Source organism: Neisseria weixii, from assembly GCF_042658245.1.
GTDB lineage: Bacteria > Pseudomonadota > Gammaproteobacteria > Burkholderiales > Neisseriaceae > Neisseria > Neisseria weixii.
In genome coordinates this window covers 1-14,654 of record NZ_JBHSPY010000025.1, presented here as the reverse complement: position 1 = coordinate 14,654, position 14,654 = coordinate 1, and the positions used below count along the sequence as shown (strand labels likewise).

Sequence of the window (14,654 nt, the reverse complement as noted above, 5' to 3'; positions counted from 1 at the left end):
AAATCATGAGTTTAGTCTTGTTTCACTTGTCCAAACAATTCCCTATGCTGCTGCAACAATTTTTCCTTATCATCTTTAAAATCCAAGATTTGTTCAAAACGCTTTAACACCGCATGCGCGGTATCTGCAGCCGATGCGGCAATATACGGATCTTGGCTGTTGGCGGCAATACCGGCCAACACTTTTTGCATAGTCAGCCCGACTTCGGCCGCACCTGCGCCGTCGCGGGCAATAGGTAAGAATGTTTGCGGCACCCATTGGCTGCTGTCGGCGGCAATGATAGACAAACGGTCATATTGTGCGCCCCCGCCTTCGGAATGGGGCTTAGTCAGCAAACGCAATATCATCACCATCACGCTGATGGCGGTACCGGGGTCGTTGATGCCGGGCGACAACGCGCGCTGGGCGGCTTCACTCAACACGTTCAAGCCCCATTGCGGATCTTGCGCATAGGTACGCTCTTGACTGATGACGAAACACCCGACAAATTTATCGATTAAATCCGCATCGCCCTGACCGGCAGACAAACACGCCACCACGGTGTTTGGCGTCAACAACTTGCCCGGCCGCACGATAATTGAGACATAAGTTTCATGCTCTTCCGCCAGCTTTTGCAGCGACATCATGTCGATGTGGGTGAGATAACCCGGCTGCTTGGCATAAATCGGACGCACGGGTTGCTGCAAGCTGCCTTTCCACGCGGCGCCCATATCCGTTGAGATGTAATAGTGATCCAGCGCGCTTTCAGTTTTGGTGCTGATTTTCTGCAGCGTGTTGCCCAAACTGCCCAGTTGCGACAGGGTAAACACCCAACGAATCAACGTCACAATCAAATACACCATGACCGCAATCGTGCCGACAAACAAAATAAAACGGCCGTTTTGCCCGTAATATTCCATGCCTAGCGCCGTTTTGGCAATCACGGCGTAAATAAACGCGGCAATAAAGCTGGCGATGGCGGTGCGCGTGTTGTCATCGGCCATCACCAAATTCATGGCGCGTGGAGTCGCGCCGTTGGCCGCCGATGAAAATGCCGACACCATAATCGACAGCGAAAACGTACTCACCGAAAGCATACTTGATGCCACAATGCTCAACAGGCCGTCTAAGGTGCTGCGTTCAATATCGGGCAAAATGCCCGCTTGCAGCATATCGCCGAAAAAGCGCGCAATAAACGCAAAAATCACGGCAAAAACCGCCCAATAAGCGGGCACCAGCCAAAGTTGGTTGGCCGGTTTTTTAACGGCAATCAGCCAGCGGTAAAAAGTATTGGTCATGAATTCAATAAAATGCACAAACAAAACCCGATTATAAATCAATCAGGCAAACAAACCTATTCCCGCCGCATTTTGCCAAGCCCACGCTTTTTTGCTTGAATTCCCTTTCAGACGGCTTTATCATCGTTGTCAATCTCGTTCATATAAACAAAGGCACACATCATGCAGGATATTCAACAATACGTCCGAGATACCGCCACCGCGGCCAAACAGGCTTTCTATCTGATGGCAAACGCCACCACCGCGCAGAAAAACGCCGCACTGTTGCGCATGGCCGAATTGATTGCGCAACACCAAACCGCCATTCTCGCTGCCAACGCGCAAGACATGGAAAACGCTACCGCCAAAGGCTTAGATTCTGCCCTGCTCGACCGCTTGAAGCTGACGGAAAAAACCGTCGAATCCATGTGCGAAGGTTTGCGCCAAGTGGCGGCGCTGCCTGACCCTGTGGGCGAAATGGACGAATTCCGCATCCGCCCGAACGGCTTGCAAATCGGCAAAATGCGCGTGCCGCTGGGTGTCATCGGCATCATTTACGAATCTCGCCCGAACGTCACCATCGATGCCGCCGCTTTGTGCCTGAAGTCCGGCAATGCCTGTGTGTTGCGCGGCGGCAGCGAAGCCTTTGAAAGCAATATGGCGATTGCCAAACTCATCCGCCAAGCCCTGACCGAAAACGACTTACCGCCGGCCGCCGTGAGCGTGATTGAAAACACCAGCCGCGAAAGCGTCGGTGCCATGCTGCAAAGCCCTGAACTGATTGATGTCATCATTCCGCGCGGCGGCAAATCGCTGGTTGCCCGCATTGCCGCCGAAGCACGCGTGCCGGTAATTAAGCATCTCGACGGCATTTGCCATGTGTATATCGACCAAGCCGCCGACACGCAAAAAGCCATTGAAATCGCTTTCAACGCCAAAACTTCACGCTACGGCACCTGCAACACCATGGAAACCCTGCTGATTCACGCCGCACGTGCTGAAGAAATATTGCCTTTGCTGGCGGAAAAATACGCTGAAAAAAAAGTTGGGCTGCGCGGTTGCGAACGCACTTTGGCGATTTTGCCGAGCATCAACGCTGCCACCGAAGAAGATTGGGACACCGAATACCTCGCCCCCGTTTTGGCGGTAAAAATCGTCGATGACTTGACCCAAGCCATTGCCCACATCAACACCCACGGCAGCCACCATACCGATTCCATCATTACCGAGTCTTACACCGATGCACAAATCTTCCTGCGCGCGGTGGACAGCGCCAGCGTGATGGTCAATGTATCCACCCGTTTCGCCGACGGCTTTGAATACGGCTTAGGCGCGGAAATCGGCATTTCTACCGACAAAATCCACGTGCGCGGCCCGGTCGGTTTGCACGGCCTGACTTCGCAAAAATGGGTGGTATTGGGCAACGGGCAGGTTCGCATTTAAACTTTATTATCAAGGCCGTCTGAAACCCATTTTCTTTTCAGACGGCCTTTTTACACCAGTCAAAAAAGGAGCCATCATGACAATACCATTCACCACCGCCGATTTAATCGACATCGCTCCCGATACCCCATCGTGCGAAATTCAGTTTAAAAGCTTCGGCAAAAAACGGTTCTGCGGCAAAATCCGCACCTTAAAATGAAAATGCTTCCGCGACAACAGCATCCTGCGCCAAACCTTTAATCAAGCATCCGATGGTGAAGTTTTGGTTATCAATGGCGGCGGCTCGTTGGCCTGCGCATTAATGGGCGACATGATTGCCGAAGAAGGCCGTAAAAACGGCTGGGCAGGTATCGTCATCTACGGCGCCATCCGCGACAGCGTAGCCATCGGTCAAATGGATTTCGGCGTAAAAGCGTTTGGTACCAACCCTCGCCGCAGTGCAAAAAACAACTAGGGCGAAACCGACATACCGCTTGAATTCGGCGGCGTCACCTTCATCCCCGGCCACTATCTCTACAGCGATGAAGACGGCATTTTGGTTGCCGAAAAGCCTTTGTTTTGATTGAAAGCCCCATCATAAAAGGCCGTCTGAAACCCCTACACCAATTTCAGACGGCCTCATCATTGATATAACAAAATCATCTTTATTATAAACAAACCATTCTTTCCCATTTTCAGGCGGCCTCGTTAAAGTATCGGCAAACCCAATATGAAGGAACGCACATGACCGCCACCACTGCCCCATTACTCCGTTTCATCACCGCCGGCAGCGTCGACGACGGCAAGTCCACCCTGATCGGCCGCCTGCTTTACGACAGCAAAACCCTGCTGACCGACCAAATCGACAAGCTCAACAAAGCCTCTGAAAACGGTGACACACCCGATTTCGCCAGCCTCACCGAGGGCTTGGCCGCCGAGCGCGAACAAGGCATCACCATCGATGTGGCCTACCGCTATTTCGCCACTCCCAAACGCAAATTCATCATCGCCGACACCCCCGGCCATGAACAATACACCCGCAACATGGTCACCGGCGCATCAAGCGCCGAGGCCGCCATCGTCTTGGTCGATGCCACCCGCGTTGATTTCAGCGGCGAAGAACCGGTTTTACTGCCGCAAACCAAGCGCCACAGCGCCATTTTGAAACTGCTCGGCTGCCCGAACATCATTGTCGCCGTCAACAAACTCGACCTGCTCGATTTTGACGAAGGCAAATACCAAGCCATCACCGCCGCCTATCAAAAGCTTGCCCAACAAATCGGCCTGAATGCTGATGTGCATTTCCTGCCCATCAGCGCATTGAAAGGCGACAACATCGTTAACGCCAGCGCGCAAACGCCGTGGTATCAAGGTTTGCCCCTGCTGCCCTTATTGGAAAGCCTGCCCGTCTCCCGCAAAGACGCGCTTGCCCAAGCCGCCCATTTCCCCGTACAACGTGTGGCGCGCCAAGACGGCAGCAGCAGCGACGATTTCCGCGGCTACCAAGGCCGTTTGGAAGCAGGCCGTCTGAAAGTGGGCGATGCAGTCAAAGTATTACCCAACGGCCAAACCGCCAAAATCGCCGAGATTTACAATCCGAACGGCAAAACCGATACTGCCGAAGCCGGCGAAGTATTGACCATTACGCTCGACACCGACATCGACATCTCTCGCGGCAATGCCATCGTCGCCGCCGACAGCCCTATTGAGCCGAGCCAGCAATTCCAAGCCGCATTGTGCTGGTTTGACGATATTCCACTCAATCTGCGCCGCAAATACCTGCTCAAACACACCACCCAAACCACCGCCGTGAAAATCAGCGAAACCGCCTACGTTTGGGATGTAAACACCTTGAGCCAAGTGCAATCGGCCACCGAATTGAAACTCAACGACATCGGCCACATCAGCTTCAAAACCCAGCAGCCGCTTAACACCACGACTTATGAGCAAAATCAGGCAACCGGTGCATTTATCCTGATTGACGAAGCCACCAATCACACCGTCGCCGCCGGCATGATCCGCGAGGGTGATGAAGCAGGGACGTTTGAGATTTGAAACCGGTTTCGTTGTCAAATAAAAATGCCGTCTGAAAGATATGCTTTCAGACGGCCTTTTTGTTAAGTTTAGCAAAAATATGCCATAATGTTTTGATTGTTTTTAACCGGTCTAAGACATGGCTAACGATATTACTTTCAATAAAACCTTTTCCCGTTGGGCAGCTTATCGCTCCGGACTGAAACTAACTTTTGTTTTTTGGCTTTCACTCATCTTAGCATTCAGCTTAGAGCGTTTTCTCATGCTGAATCATTTCGTTTCCGAAAATATTACCCAACAATATCGTGATGATATTACCTCGCTGTTTTTAAAAGGCTTATTGTTTGATATTAAAGCCTCATCGCTCTTATCTGCCATCGCCTTTCTTTTGCTTCTGATAAGTTTAATCCATCCGATATTGGCACGCGTTTATCAAAAAATCCACAAAAAGCTTTTAACCTTATTGTTCATCATTTCCATCGCCTTTGCCTTGGGCAACTGGTTTTATTTCTCTGTTTATGAAAAGCAATTTGATGTTTTTGTCTTTGGGCTGTTTGATGAAGACACCAATGCGGTTGTTAAAACCATTTGGTCGGATTACCCCGTTATTTCCGGCAGCTTGGCATTGCTGGTTCTGGGTGGGTTATTTGCTTGGTTGCTCAACAAATTACCACACCCTAATCAACAGGCAGCCGCACCGGTATGGCTGTGGGTTGCCGGTATTGTGCTGCCATTATTGGCGTTGACATTGGGCATTCGTGGTTCGGTAGGTAAATTTCCTTTGCGCCAAACCGCCATGCAGATTTCCGCTGCCCCGCAATTAAACAAACTGGTTCCCAATGCCTTGATTTCTTTAGACTGGGCAAGAAAAGAATACCGCAACAGCAGCCGTTTTAAGCCTGTCAGCAATGCAGACGGCAGCCGCATAATCAGTCAACTGCTGGAAACTGAAGCAACTGCTGATTTGCAGCAGCTGGTAAAAACTACGCCTGCCAACCCTGCCGTAGCGCAGAAAAAACCAAATGTCGTGCTGGCCGTGATGGAGAGCATGAGCAGCCATTTATTGGATTTCGACAATGTCGAAAGAAACTTATTAGGCCGTCTGAAACCACATTGGCAATCAGATTGGGTATATAAAAAGTTTATTTCTGAAGGCGATGGCACCAGTGATACCCTACACCGCCTGTTTGTGCGCAGCCCCCGCTTAGACTTAAGCCAATCAATTGCGAAAAACAAAACCTTCATCAGCAATATGTTCAAACCTTATGCCGATGCCGGTTATCACATCGTTTATCTCACCGCAGGCAACGGCGGCTGGCGTGATTTTGATACCTTCCTGCGTCATTTGGGTGTGGGTGAAATCATTGATGAAAATGGCTTGAAAGACCGTTTTCCGGAAGCAAAATCCAGCACATGGGGTATTCCTGATGAGTATATGTTCCGCTACGCAGAAGAGTTGCTGCAAAAAGCAGAACAGCAAAAGCAACCTGTATTCATCATGATGCTGTCTGTCACCAACCATCCGCCTTACCGTTTACCCGATACGCAACAAAGTATCGATTTCCGCTTAACAGAATCCGAAGCCGGCCGCTTAAAAGCATTGGCGAAAGGCAAAGAACTGAATGAGATTTTCAACACCTTCCGCTACAGTAACGACCAATTGGGCAGCTTTATCGGCAACGTGAAACAAACTGCTCCGGATACCATTATCGCAGCGACAGGCGATCATAATATGCGTGCCATCGGTTATCCCGAAGCCGATGAAGTGGCTTTAGGACATGGTGTGCCGTTTTATCTTTATGTTCCTGAGAAATACCGCCATCAAGCTGTATATCAACCGGAGCGAGCCGGTTCACACAAAGATGTTTTACCGACGCTGTATCATTTAAGCCTGTCTGAAACATCTTATTACGACACCGGCTGCAATCTGACTGCGCCACAAGCCGATTCGCCTTGGTGCGGTTATGGTTACAATAAAGAAGTACTGATTACTGAAAACGGCTTCTATCATCTGCATAATCAAAAATTCCACCCTTGGTCTAAAACACAAGGAGATTTGCATGCTGATGCGCCTACGCAGCCGAATGAGCATGACCTGAAACACATCAAAAAAGGCAGCGTGTACACGGAATTTCTCGAATGGCAAATTAACCGAATCGTCACCGCCCAGTAATAATAATGCCGTCTGAAAACAAACCTTTCAGACGGCATTTTCTGATTTCTAACCAATCACACCGCCGCTTCGCTGCGCTCACCCGTGCGGATACGGATCGCCTCTTCCACCGGATAAACAAAAATCTTGCCGTCGCCGATTTTGCCGGAGCGGGCGTTTTCGATGATGGCTTCGATGGCGCGTTCGACGTCGTGATCGGCCAACACCAGCTCGATTTTGACTTTCGGCAGGAAATCGACGGCGTATTCGGCGCCGCGGTAAATTTCGGTGTGGCCTTTTTGGCGGCCGAATCCTTTCACTTCGGTCACGGTCATGCCGGTGATGCCGATTTCGGTTAAGGCTTCGCGCACGTCGTCGAGTTTGAAGGGTTTGATGATGGCTTCGATTTTTTTCATGGCTGGCTTTCTATTTGTTTTTCAGACGGCGTGGTGTCATCATGAAGGCCGCCTGAACAGGAAAAGATGACTGGAAAATTATCACAATCCGCTTTTTTATTCAATCGCGTTTTGTGATGTGAATTGTTGACACTTTGCGGCAAATACCCAAGCAAAACAGCCTTATTATGCGTATAATGCCGTTTTCCCAACCGCATTTGAGAGCCGAATCCATGTCTGTTGTTTTGCCCTTGCGCGGCGTTACCGCCCTGTCTGATTTCCGTGTTGAAAAACTGTTTCAAAAAGCAGCCGCCGCCGGCCTGCCTGAAGCGAAGCTGGAAAGCGAATTTTGGTATTTTGTCAGCAGCGAAAATACTTTAGACGCTGCTACCGTTGAAAAACTGCAAGCCTTGCTGGAAGCCGAAAGTGTTGCCGAAACACCGAAGCCCGCCAATGGCTTGCATTTATTTTTGATTACTCCGCGCTTAGGCACGATTTCGCCTTGGGCTTCCAAAGCCACCAACATTGCGGAAAACTGCGGCCTTAAAGGCATCGGGCGCATTGAGCGCGGCATGGCGGTGTGGATTCGCGGCGATTTGACTGCCGAGCAGCAGCAACAATGGGCGGCGCTGTTGCACGACCGCATGACCGAAAGTGTGTTGACCGACATTGACGCGGCGGCACAATTATTCCACCACATCCAATCGGAAACGTTCTCAACCGTCGATTTGTTAAACGGCGGCAAAGAAGCCTTGGTAAAAGCCAACAGCGAAATGGGCTTGGCCTTGTCACCTGATGAAATCGATTATTTGGTCGAAAACTATCAAGCCTTAAACCGCAATCCGAGCGATGTCGAGCTGATGATGTTTGCCCAAGCCAACTCGGAACACTGCCGCCACAAAATCTTCAATGCCGATTTTATTTTGAACGGCGAAAAACAGCCTAAATCGCTGTTCCGCATGATTCGCGACACCCACGAAGCCCATCCTGAAGGCACGGTCGTGGCGTATAAAGACAATTCTTCCGTAATCGAAGGCGCGAAAATCGAGCGTTTCTACCCGAATGCCGCCGATAACCACGGCTACCGTTTCCACGAAGAAGACACCCACATCATCATGAAGGTGGAAACCCACAACCACCCGACCGCCATCGCCCCATTTGCGGGTGCGGCCACCGGTGCGGGCGGTGAAATCCGTGATGAAGGTGCGACCGGCAAAGGTTCGCGCCCGAAAGCAGGTTTGACCGGCTTTACCGTTTCCAACCTGAATATCCCCGGTTTGGAACAGCCTTGGGAACAAGCCTACGGCAAACCCGGCCACATTGCTTCGCCTTTAGACATCATGATTGAAGGCCCGATTGGCGGCGCGGCGTTTAACAACGAATTCGGCCGCCCCAACCTGCTGGGCTATTTCCGCACCTTTGAAGAAAAAGTCGACGGCCAAGTGCGCGGCTATCACAAGCCGATTATGATTGCCGGCGGTTTGGGCAATATTCAGGCGCAACAAACGCATAAAGACGAAATCCCTGAAGGCGCATTATTAATCCAACTCGGTGGCCCGGGCATGCTGATTGGCCTCGGCGGAGGCGCAGCTTCGTCTATGGATACCGGCACCAATGACGCTTCTCTAGACTTTAACTCTGTCCAACGCGGCAACCCTGAAATCGAACGCCGTGCGCAAGAAGTCATCGACCGCTGCTGGCAGCTGGGCGACGGCAATCCGATTATCTCCATTCACGACGTGGGTGCCGGCGGCTTGTCAAACGCCTTCCCTGAGTTGGTCAACGACGCCGGCCGCGGCGCGAAATTCAAGCTGCGCGATGTGCCTTTGGAAGAACACGGTTTAACGCCGCTGCAAATCTGGTGTAACGAATCGCAAGAGCGTTATGTGTTGTCGATTTTGGAACAAGATTTAGACACCTTCCGCGCCATTTGCGAACGCGAACGCTGCCCGTTTGCCGTGGTCGGCGTAGCCACCGATGACGGTCATCTGCAAGTGCGCGATGATTTGTATGACAACAATCCGGTCAATTTGCCGCTGAATGTTTTGCTCGGCAAACCGCCTAAAACCACCCGTAACGACACCACCGTAACGCCGTCTGAAAGCCGGTTTGACGCCTCTGCCATCGACATCACCGAAGCCGCTTACCGCGTGCTGCGCCTGCCGACTGTGGCTGCGAAAAACTTCCTGATTACCATCGGCGACCGCAGCGTGGGCGGTATGACCCACCGCGACCAAATGGTCGGCAAATACCAAACACCGGTAGCCGATTGCGCCGTGACCATGATGGGTTTCAACACCTATCAAGGCGAAGCCATGTCTATGGGGGAAAAACCGACCGTCGCCCTGTTTGATGCACCTGCTTCCGGCCGCATGTGTGTCGGCGAAGCGATTACCAACATCGCCGCCGTCAACATCGGCGACATCGGCAACATCAAACTTTCCGCCAACTGGATGGCTGCCTGCGGCACCGAAGGCGAAGACGAAAAACTCTACCGCACGGTAGAAGCCACGTCGCAAACCTGCCAAGCCTTGGGTTTAAGCATTCCGGTCGGCAAAGACAGCTTGTCGATGAAAACCGTATGGCAGGATGAAGGTGAACAAAAATCCGTGGTATCGCCTTTGAGCCTGATCATCACCGCCTTTGCACCGGTGAAAGACGTGCGCAAAACCATCACGCCCGAATTGCAAAACGTGCCGGACAGCGCCTTGCTGCTGGTGGACTTGGGCAACGGCCAAGCACGCATGGGCGGCTCGGCTTTGGGTCAGGTGTATAACCAAATGGCAGGCCAAGCGCCGGATATTGAAGCAGGCCGTCTGAAAGCGTTTTACAACGCCATTCAACAATTGGTTACCGAAGACAAACTGTTGGCCTACCACGACCGCGGCGACGGCGGCTTGTTTGCGACCTTGGCGGAAATGGCATTTGCCGGCCGCTTGGGTTTGGATGTGGATATCAGCGTATTGACCACTTCGCAAGCAGACCAAAACGCTGCCGCTGCCCGTGCATTGTTTAATGAAGAATTGGGTGCAGTGATTCAGGTAAACGCAGCCGACTTAGCTGCTGTGGAAGCCTTGTTTGCCCAAGCCGGTATTCACATACACCGCATCGCCACCTTGGCGGCCGACGAAAAAATCATTATCCGCAACCAAAGCGGTATCTTGTTGGAGCAAACCCGTGCCGAGCTGCAACGCGCATGGCAAGAAACCAGCCACGCCATTCAAAAGTTGCGCGACAATCCGGCCTGCGCCGACAGCGAGTTTGCCTTAATCGGTGACAACCAACGCAGCGCCCTGTTTGCCGATTTGACCTTTGATGTCAACGAAAACATTGCCGCGCCATTTATCAACAGCGGCAAGAAACCGAAAATCGCCGTATTGCGCGAACAAGGTGTCAACGGCCAAATCGAAATGGCCGCCGCCTTTACCCAAGCCGGTTTTGATGCGTATGACGTGCATATGTCCGACCTGATGAGCGGCCGCGTGAACCTCGATACCTTCCAAATGCTGGCGGCATGTGGCGGTTTCAGCTACGGCGACGTATTGGGCGCAGGTGAAGGCTGGGCGAAATCGATTCTGTTCCACCCTGCTTTGCGCGACCAGTTTGCCGCCTTCTTCGCCAACCCGAACACGCTCACGCTGGGCGTGTGCAACGGCTGCCAAATGGTCAGCAACCTGGCCGACATCATTCCGGGCACAGCCGCATGGCCGAAATTCAAACGCAACGAAAGCGAACAGTTTGAAGCGCGTTTGACCATGGTTAACGTAACCCGATCACCATCGCTGATTTTGAACGAAATGCAAGGTGCCAGCTTGCCGGTGATTGTCAGCCACGGCGAAGGCCGCGCCGACTTTGCACTCAAAGGCGGCCAAGTGCCGGCCGATTTGGCGATTGCGCTGCAATACGTGGATGGTTTGAACCAAGTCACCCAAACCTACCCGCTCAACCCGAACGGCTCGCCGCAAGGCATTGCCGGTGTCACCACCGCCGACGGCCGAGTCACCATCATGATGCCGCATCCGGAACGCGTGTTCCGCGCCGCGCAAATGAGCTGGAAGCCTGAAGATTGGACGGAACAATCCGGCTGGGCACGTTTGTTTGGCGGTGCGCGTAAAGCGTTGGGTTAATCCACAAGCAAGGATTTGCATATCAAGGCCGTCTGAAAATTATGTGGCATAACACTGCAATATTTTTCAGACGGCCTTTTTTAAAACGCCAATCCAATGGCTAAAGCCACATCACTTAAGACAGAACAAATGAAACAATCCAATCCGCAAATACTCGCCGTTCATGCACTTGCCGCTGAAAACAGGGAATGGTTTATCCGATCCTTGCAACAGGCATTCCGTCAGGCATTTAAAGATGAATTGGCGGAAAACGAAGAAATCATCAGCCGCAAAGAAATCGAATCTTGTACGCAGGGCGATCAGGCTCAATGCCTGCAAATTGAAGCCGATGGCAATATAGTGGGCGGCGCGGTGATCAATATTAACCCACACACTCCAACATAACGGGCTGGAACTCTTTTTCATCTGCACCGGCCAGCACGGCAAAGGACTCGGCCAACAGGCTTGGAAACTGATTGAGCAACGCTATCCGCAAACACAGGTTTGGGAAACGCATACGCCCTATTTTGAAAAACGCAACATCCATTTCTATTTGAAATGCGGTTTTAAAATTGTGGAATTTTATGTCGAGCCTTACCCTGCTCCCGATGAGTCGGAGCCTCACAGCCACGCTATGCTTGACGAAATGTTCCGTTTTGAAAAAGAAATAAATTACCACTCTACAATAGGCCGTCTGAAAAACACTTTTCAGACAGCCTCAGCCTTTTGGCATTCTGTCCTAGATAGCGTATGATAAAGCCTGATTTGCTTTCTAGGCCGTCTGAAACATGAAACACGCTTTTATTCTCAGCGATTGCGAGTATCCGGAATGCGACACCAAACCGTTTGCCTTGCTGACCGCCAACCCGACCAAAATGCATCATTATGTCGCACAAACCGAGCAGCGGCAGCATGCGCATAATTCGTCGGTAGGTCCGCAAAACCAAAATGTTTACCGCCTGCCGATCAGTCTGTTTCACAAACCTTACCGCGGCGAAGTGGATAATGTAAACATCATCACCAATCTGGCCGCCAAAAATCTTTACACACTGGCCTTTGTTGAAAATTCGCCCAACCAATACAATCTCGAAAGCTGGTTCAACCGCCATGAAAGCGGCTACGAAGATTCATGCCAACTATTGCGCAACCTGCCTGCAGGCCGTCTGAACGCACCCGATGCCGTTTGGCGGATTCTGCGCTTGAAGCTGTTGGGCATTTTGCGCAATCCGAACAACCACAAAACCTTGTTTGCCCACCGCCTGCATCAGGCCATCCGCCGCCAATTGCCCGAAGTGAGCCGCGAATTTGTGCATTTAATCCGCGCCCGCGACCCGAAGCGCATCCGCTCGATTTTGCAGGATTTCGATTTCAATTTTCACGGTTACGTCAATTGGCTCTCGAATCTTTACGGTATGTTGAGTGACGGCGTGTCGCAGCCTTCATTGTTTGAACAGATGTTCCGCGCGGCGTTTGACGTACCCGAAGCGGTGAAAATCGAGCTTTACCGCTATCCCGACAATTCGGGCTTGTGCCTGTTTAACGACCGCTCGTTTTGCCTGCAGGAATCAAAAAAAGAAATCAGCGTCGGCGTAAACCTCACCCACGATATGTTCGTCATTGTGCATGTGCAGCTTGATTTATGGCGCACGCTGAAAAGCGAGTTCCCCCACAAACAAACGCGCAAACAAGGCGAAATCCATATTTACGACCACAACCAAACCCAACGCCTGACCTACAACCGCTTAACCATCAAACAAGCCCGCGCTGCCGTGTACGGTTTGAGCCACAACCATCGCGATTATGTGCAGGAACAAGCCGAGGCCTTTGCAAAACCCTAGATTTGAACACAGTTCAAAATTGTAGCAGCGCAGAAAGTGAAGACATATCATGAAGATAGGCAAGCTTTCGAGCAGCACACAACGAAGAAATGTGCCAAAGATAGAGATTTTGCAAAGATCTCGGGCCGTCTGAAAAAAGGAACAACATGAAAATCACCCCAGTCAAAGCATTCAACGACAATTATATTTGGATGATTCAGGACGGCAATCTGGCCGTCTGCGTCGATCCGGGCGATGCGACGCCGGTATTGAAATTTTTAGTCAACAACCGCTTGATGCTCGCGCAAACATGGATTACCCACCACCATGACGATCACCGTGGCGGCGCGGCCGCCTTGTGGCGCACATTTTTAGAATCACCGGTTTACGGCAACAGCGACATCCCCGAAGCGACCCGCCGCGCCGAAGCCGGTTTGCAGATTCCGTTTGGCGACGGCTTGGCCACCGTTTGGACCACACCCGGCCACACCTGCCGTCATTTAAGCTATCTGTTTGAAACTTCAGACAGCCTGCATGTTTTCTGCGGCGATACCTTGTTCAGTGCAGGTTGCGGCCGTGTGTTTACCGGCACGATTGAAGAATTGTTCGACAGCTTCCTGCGTTTCAACCAATTGCCGGAAAATACCTTGTTTTACCCCGCTCACGAATACACCGTATCCAACCTGCGCTTTGCCGCCCACATCGAGCCGGACAACGCCGATATTCAGACGGCCTTGCGCGAAGCCGAATCCGCCAGCGCCCCAACTCTGCCGGTAACGCTGCTGCACGAGCGCAAAGTCAACCCGTTTTTGCGCGTCGGCCTGCCACAGGTTTGGGAACGTGTGGAAAGCTTAAGCGGTAAGAAATTTGCTACGGAGTTGGAAGTGTTTGCCGCCTTGCGTGAATTGAAAAATCAATTTTAAGACCGAGACCTTATATATTGCGTCCCATTACAGGGGCATTTTTAACCAACGTAAAGCCCCTTTAACAAAGGGGCTTTATTCATGTGCATCGTATTCTACACCGTCAATCCCGAACCGCCGACTATTCCAAAGTCGTTCATTGTGCGTATCTTCAAAGAAGACGGCAATTCTTCCCATTGCCTTAAAACCGTTAATTTCCCCATCTCTTCGCCTGACCGAATTTGTAAAACCCAAAATGGAGCTAAGGAATACGGCAGATTGTTTGTCCGTGAAATCATGAGTAAGGAAATTTCGCAATGATGAACAAGGAAATTAAGAAAGCGCGTGCAGCCGCGTTTGGCGGCGGCAGCGTAAGCGACGCGCCAAACGCGGCTTCATGCGCCGATATGGCGCCCCCCTTATCTAACAGGGGGGGAGCAGAAACCGGAGCGGCTTTGAGTACCGAACAGGAAACCTTATATATTGCGCCCCATGAAAGGGGCATTTTTAACCAACGTAAAGCCCCTTTAACAAAGGGGCTTTATTCATGTGCATCGTATTCTACACCGT

Annotated in this window: 13 protein-coding genes and 1 pseudogene; 11 read left to right on the top strand and 3 right to left on the bottom strand. The window is 51.5% G+C overall.

Annotated elements, in window-relative coordinates:
• Positions 1 to 11 precede the first annotated feature (11 nt).
• The gene (locus ACFPVS_RS10480) at positions 12 to 1,277 is read right to left on the bottom strand and encodes a DUF2254 domain-containing protein (protein WP_096296148.1); all 1,266 of its coding nucleotides are present in this window, start codon (positions 1,275 to 1,277) and stop codon (positions 12 to 14) included.
• A 162-nt stretch (positions 1,278 to 1,439) separates the two neighbouring features.
• Between ACFPVS_RS10480 and ACFPVS_RS10475 the strand changes: the two genes are divergently transcribed.
• From ACFPVS_RS10475 to ACFPVS_RS10455, 5 genes and pseudogenes are all read left to right on the top strand, one after another.
• On the top strand, positions 1,440 to 2,699 hold the full coding sequence (locus tag ACFPVS_RS10475; protein ID WP_096295532.1) for a glutamate-5-semialdehyde dehydrogenase: 1,260 nt from the start codon (positions 1,440 to 1,442) through the stop codon (positions 2,697 to 2,699).
• Between the two features lie 76 nt (positions 2,700 to 2,775).
• The gene (locus tag ACFPVS_RS10470; RefSeq protein ID WP_332457911.1) at positions 2,776 to 2,898 is read left to right on the top strand and encodes an RraA family protein; all 123 of its coding nucleotides are present in this window, start codon (positions 2,776 to 2,778) and stop codon (positions 2,896 to 2,898) included.
• Between the two features lie 12 nt (positions 2,899 to 2,910).
• A pseudogene (rraA, locus tag ACFPVS_RS10465) lies at positions 2,911 to 3,261 on the top strand (ribonuclease E activity regulator RraA); the annotation flags it as partial.
• Positions 3,262 to 3,422: 161 nt separating this feature from the next.
• On the top strand, positions 3,423 to 4,733 hold the full coding sequence (locus tag ACFPVS_RS10460; RefSeq protein ID WP_378595745.1) for a sulfate adenylyltransferase subunit 1: 1,311 nt from the start codon (positions 3,423 to 3,425) through the stop codon (positions 4,731 to 4,733).
• 241 nt (positions 4,734 to 4,974) lie between these two features.
• Entirely contained in the window at positions 4,975 to 6,885 is a 1,911-nt protein-coding gene (locus ACFPVS_RS10455; protein ID WP_232507407.1) for an LTA synthase family protein, read from the top strand.
• 56 nt (positions 6,886 to 6,941) lie between these two features.
• Here ACFPVS_RS10455 and ACFPVS_RS10450 read toward each other — a convergent pair whose 3' ends face one another.
• Positions 6,942 to 7,280 carry a P-II family nitrogen regulator gene (locus tag ACFPVS_RS10450; RefSeq protein WP_095501990.1) on the bottom strand — a complete coding sequence of 113 codons (339 nt, stop codon included), beginning with the start codon at positions 7,278 to 7,280 and terminating at the stop codon, positions 6,942 to 6,944.
• 212 nt (positions 7,281 to 7,492) lie between these two features.
• Between ACFPVS_RS10450 and purL the strand changes: the two genes are divergently transcribed.
• Positions 7,493 to 11,386, top strand: coding sequence for a phosphoribosylformylglycinamidine synthase (purL, locus tag ACFPVS_RS10445; protein ID WP_123804385.1), 3,894 nt, complete (start codon positions 7,493 to 7,495; stop codon positions 11,384 to 11,386).
• Positions 11,387 to 11,515: 129 nt separating this feature from the next.
• Positions 11,516 to 11,770, top strand: coding sequence for a hypothetical protein (locus ACFPVS_RS10440; protein ID WP_096295534.1), 255 nt, complete (start codon positions 11,516 to 11,518; stop codon positions 11,768 to 11,770).
• Here the strand turns inward: ACFPVS_RS10440 and ACFPVS_RS10435 are convergent.
• Positions 11,748 to 11,882: a hypothetical protein gene (locus ACFPVS_RS10435; protein ID WP_255419126.1), complete on the bottom strand. Its 135-nt coding sequence runs from the start codon at positions 11,880 to 11,882 to the stop codon at positions 11,748 to 11,750. The two genes, ACFPVS_RS10440 and ACFPVS_RS10435, sit on opposite strands and share 23 nt — an antisense overlap.
• 271 nt (positions 11,883 to 12,153) lie before the next feature.
• Between ACFPVS_RS10435 and ACFPVS_RS10430 the strand changes: the two genes are divergently transcribed.
• The 4 genes from ACFPVS_RS10430 to ACFPVS_RS10415 form a co-directional block, all read left to right on the top strand.
• Positions 12,154 to 13,203 (top strand): hypothetical protein, encoded by a 1,050-nt coding sequence (locus ACFPVS_RS10430; protein ID WP_096295535.1) that lies wholly within the window; start codon positions 12,154 to 12,156, stop codon positions 13,201 to 13,203.
• A gap of 146 nt (positions 13,204 to 13,349) precedes the next feature.
• Complete coding sequence (gene gloB, locus ACFPVS_RS10425; RefSeq protein WP_096295536.1) at positions 13,350 to 14,105, top strand: hydroxyacylglutathione hydrolase; 756 nt, start codon at positions 13,350 to 13,352, stop codon at positions 14,103 to 14,105.
• A gap of 81 nt (positions 14,106 to 14,186) precedes the next feature.
• On the top strand, positions 14,187 to 14,405 hold the full coding sequence (locus ACFPVS_RS10420; RefSeq protein ID WP_096295537.1) for a hypothetical protein: 219 nt from the start codon (positions 14,187 to 14,189) through the stop codon (positions 14,403 to 14,405).
• On the top strand, positions 14,402 to 14,654 hold a 253-nt coding region (locus ACFPVS_RS10415; RefSeq protein WP_378595744.1), incomplete at its 3' end, for a hypothetical protein. The genes ACFPVS_RS10420 and ACFPVS_RS10415, both read left to right, overlap by 4 nt.

What these genes read in the sequence shown, in the direction of transcription:
- ACFPVS_RS10480 (WP_096296148.1), bottom strand. Translation starts at nt 1,277, where the DNA reads ATGACCAATACTTTTTACCGCTGGCTGATTGCCGTTAAAAAACCGGCC.
- ACFPVS_RS10475 (WP_096295532.1), top strand. Translation starts at nt 1,440, where the DNA reads ATGCAGGATATTCAACAATACGTCCGAGATACCGCCACCGCGGCCAAA.
- ACFPVS_RS10470 (WP_332457911.1), top strand. Translation starts at nt 2,776, where the DNA reads ATGACAATACCATTCACCACCGCCGATTTAATCGACATCGCTCCCGAT.
- ACFPVS_RS10460 (WP_378595745.1), top strand. Translation starts at nt 3,423, where the DNA reads ATGACCGCCACCACTGCCCCATTACTCCGTTTCATCACCGCCGGCAGC.
- ACFPVS_RS10455 (WP_232507407.1), top strand. Translation starts at nt 4,975, where the DNA reads ATGCTGAATCATTTCGTTTCCGAAAATATTACCCAACAATATCGTGAT.
- ACFPVS_RS10450 (WP_095501990.1), bottom strand. Translation starts at nt 7,280, where the DNA reads ATGAAAAAAATCGAAGCCATCATCAAACCCTTCAAACTCGACGACGTG.
- purL (WP_123804385.1), top strand. Translation starts at nt 7,493, where the DNA reads ATGTCTGTTGTTTTGCCCTTGCGCGGCGTTACCGCCCTGTCTGATTTC.
- ACFPVS_RS10440 (WP_096295534.1), top strand. Translation starts at nt 11,516, where the DNA reads ATGAAACAATCCAATCCGCAAATACTCGCCGTTCATGCACTTGCCGCT.
- ACFPVS_RS10435 (WP_255419126.1), bottom strand. Translation starts at nt 11,882, where the DNA reads ATGCGTTTCCCAAACCTGTGTTTGCGGATAGCGTTGCTCAATCAGTTT.
- ACFPVS_RS10430 (WP_096295535.1), top strand. Translation starts at nt 12,154, where the DNA reads ATGAAACACGCTTTTATTCTCAGCGATTGCGAGTATCCGGAATGCGAC.
- gloB (WP_096295536.1), top strand. Translation starts at nt 13,350, where the DNA reads ATGAAAATCACCCCAGTCAAAGCATTCAACGACAATTATATTTGGATG.
- ACFPVS_RS10420 (WP_096295537.1), top strand. Translation starts at nt 14,187, where the DNA reads ATGTGCATCGTATTCTACACCGTCAATCCCGAACCGCCGACTATTCCA.